Genomic DNA, 2588 nt, shown 5'->3' with positions numbered 1-2588 from the left:
CGGTGCGCGCCCCGGTCGGCGAGGTCGAACATCGCGAGCAGGCGCCGCGCCCGTGACCTGCTCTCGGCGCGCGAGTAGCCGCGCATCAGCGCCGGCAGGTAGACGTTCTCCTCGGCGGTCAGCTCGCCCAGCAGCGCGTACTCCTGGAAGACGTAGCCGAGCTTCTCCAGCCGCAGCGCACTTCGGCGCGCCTCCCGCAGCCCGGTCACGTCGACCCCGTCGATGACGATCTGGCCGGCGGTCGGCACATCGATCAGACCGAGCTGGCGGAGCAGCGTCGACTTGCCCGACCCGCTCTTGCCCATGATGCAGACCATGTCGCCGGCGGCGACGGAGAACGACACCCCACGCAGCGCCGTGACCGAGGTGTCACCCGACCCGTACACCCGGACCAGCTCCCGGACCTCCAGGGCCAGCCTCGTCACTGAGCCAGCACAGCAGGCCCCGCGGCCGGCGGGAAGGGACTTAGTGCTGCACTGCCGCCAAGCGCGGCGGGGCCGGGGCGGGGATGACAGGATCGGCGCCGTGACCGGTCCCTACGCGATAGCGATCATGGTGGTCGCGCTGGTGCTGGCGGTGTGGGCGCTGGTGCTGGCCGCGCTGCACCGCCGCCCCGGGGTGGCGCTGCTCATCGGGGCGGCGGTGCTCGAGGCGATGCTGGTGGTGTTCCTGATCGGGGGGATCGTGCAGATGGTCGGCAGCGACCGCTCGTTCGCCCGCGCCGAGTTCGTCGTGTACCTGCTGGGTGCCCTGGCGATCCCGCTGCTGGCCTACCTGTGGGCGTGGGGGGAGAGGTCCCGAACCGGCCCGCTGGTGATCGCGTTCGCGTTCCTGATCACCCCGGTCATGGTGATCCGGGTGCAGCAGGTGTGGGCGGGCCCGCATGGCTGACCAGGGCGGCGAACCGTCCCCCGCCCCCACCGGCCAGGGCTTCGGCCGGGTGCTGGTGGCGGTCTACGGGCTGTTCGCGCTGGCCGCGACCGCCCGGTCGGCGGTCCAGCTCGCGACCAACTTCTCCGCCGCGCCGCTGGCCTACCTGCTGTCCGCGTTCTCCGCGGTCATCTACCTCGTGGCTACCGTCTCGCTGGCCCGCGGGGACCGGACCTCCCGGCGGGTGGCCACCGTGGCGATCAGCATCGAGCTGGTCGGGGTGCTCGTCGTGGGCGCCGCCAGCGAGCTGTTCCCCGATGCGTTCCCCGACGCCACCGTGTGGACCGGCTTCGGCAGCGGCTACGGGTTCGTGCCCCTGGTGCTGCCGCTGGTCGGCCTGTGGTGGCTGCGGCACACCCGCGCCGCCGGCGGGGGTGGGCTGACCAACCGCCACGCGGGTGCCGATGACTGACCCACGGTGGTGGCCGGGCGGTCCGGGCCGCGATCCGTCAGCGGATCCAGTACAGGAACGCGATGTCGGAGTCCGCCAGCTGGGCGGTGTAGACGGTGAACTCATCGAGCGACCCCTGGAAGGGCCGGTCGGCGGTGACGCCAGTGTTGGTGCCGGGGTTGTTGGCCCCGGTCCAGGACCCACCCCAGCCCCCGAGGTTGCCGCAGCCGGCCCGCCACACGCCGGTGCTGGCCTCAGCGGCCGTGTTGGTGGTGTTGCTCGCGTTGAGGACCCCGTCGATGTACAGCTTGGTGCCGGCGGCGCCGACGGTCCCCACGGCCATGTGCCAGGCGCCGTCGTTCAAGGCCGCTGAGGACTCCACGGTGACGTAGCCGCCGTTGTAGACCCCGAACCAGACCCGGCCGGAGCCGTCCATGTACAGGTGCCGGTCGTACGTGCCGGTCGACGGCACCGCGACGCCCACCCGGGGCTTCTCGAACCCGGCGAGCTTGCCCCCCGCGGTGTAGGTGCTGGGCGCCTTGAACCAGATGACGACGGTCGCCTCGGTCGGCGCGGTGACCAGCGTGGTCGACGTGGTGTTGATACAGGAGTTGGGGCTGTTGAGGGTGACGGCGCTGCTGGGGGTGTCGGTGACCATCGCCCCGGCGACCCCGCGGGTGAAGTACGTGGTGGCGGCGTTCGGGGTCAGGGCGCCGTTGTACTGCCCCGTGCGACCGTTGCCGGAGCTGTCGGCGGCTGTCGTGGTGAGGGTCCCGGTCTCGTCGAGCTTCCAGTACAGGTACGGGCCGAGTGCGTTGACCTGGGTGGTGTAGTCCCAGTTGGGGACGCTCCAGGTCTCGGTGCCGTTGGTCGTCGTGGCGGCGAAGGCCGCGAAGGTCGTCGGCAGGATCAGCATCGACGCGCCGAGGGCCACCACGACCAGCCGGACCGCGAACTGGGCCAGTCTTGGACGCGCGGCGAACAGCCCGAGGCGGCCGGGCAGCCGGAACGGTCGCGAGGCTGCGATCTGCGTGGGTGCGGCTGCGGACGGCGCGACGGCACCGGTCACCGGCAGCCCCCCAGGGGGTGGGCGGTCATCGGGCTCGGCGCCGGCTTCGTCCTCTTCGTGGTCGCGGGCGACCGCCAGGCCGGCCAGCAGCAGGCTGGCCAGGAGCCCGAGCAGCTTGAACCACTGGCCGAGGCTCACCCAGATCAGCGGAAGGCCGACCCAGCGCACCAGCAGCCGACCCAGGCCGCGGACCGCGGA

At 72.3% G+C, this 2588-nt stretch carries 4 protein-coding genes; 2 read left to right on the top strand and 2 right to left on the bottom strand.

From position 1 onward, the window contains the following. On the bottom strand, positions 1 to 425 hold a 425-nt coding region (locus VIM19_02555), incomplete at its 3' end, for an ATP-binding cassette domain-containing protein (GenBank protein HEY5183791.1). Positions 426 to 525: 100 nt separating this feature from the next. Between VIM19_02555 and VIM19_02550 the strand changes: the two genes are divergently transcribed. Further along, positions 526 to 891 carry a hypothetical protein gene (locus VIM19_02550; protein HEY5183790.1) on the top strand — a complete coding sequence of 122 codons (366 nt, stop codon included), beginning with the start codon at positions 526 to 528 and terminating at the stop codon, positions 889 to 891. Further along, the gene (locus tag VIM19_02545; GenBank protein ID HEY5183789.1) at positions 884 to 1342 is read left to right on the top strand and encodes a hypothetical protein; all 459 of its coding nucleotides are present in this window, start codon (positions 884 to 886) and stop codon (positions 1340 to 1342) included. The genes VIM19_02550 and VIM19_02545 overlap by 8 nt, the downstream gene beginning before the upstream one ends. Before the next feature lie 37 nt (positions 1343 to 1379). On the opposite strand, the gene VIM19_02540 is transcribed toward VIM19_02545, so the two are convergent. Beyond that, the coding region (locus VIM19_02540) for a LamG domain-containing protein (GenBank protein HEY5183788.1) at positions 1380 to 2588 on the bottom strand (1209 nt) is incomplete at its 5' end.

The sequence above is a fragment of the Actinomycetes bacterium genome (assembly GCA_036510875.1).
In the GTDB taxonomy this organism is placed as follows: Bacteria; Actinomycetota; Actinomycetes; order Prado026; family Prado026; genus DATCDE01.
The sequence above is the reverse complement of the archived record's forward strand: the minus strand, read 5'-3'. Positions and strand labels throughout refer to the sequence as shown.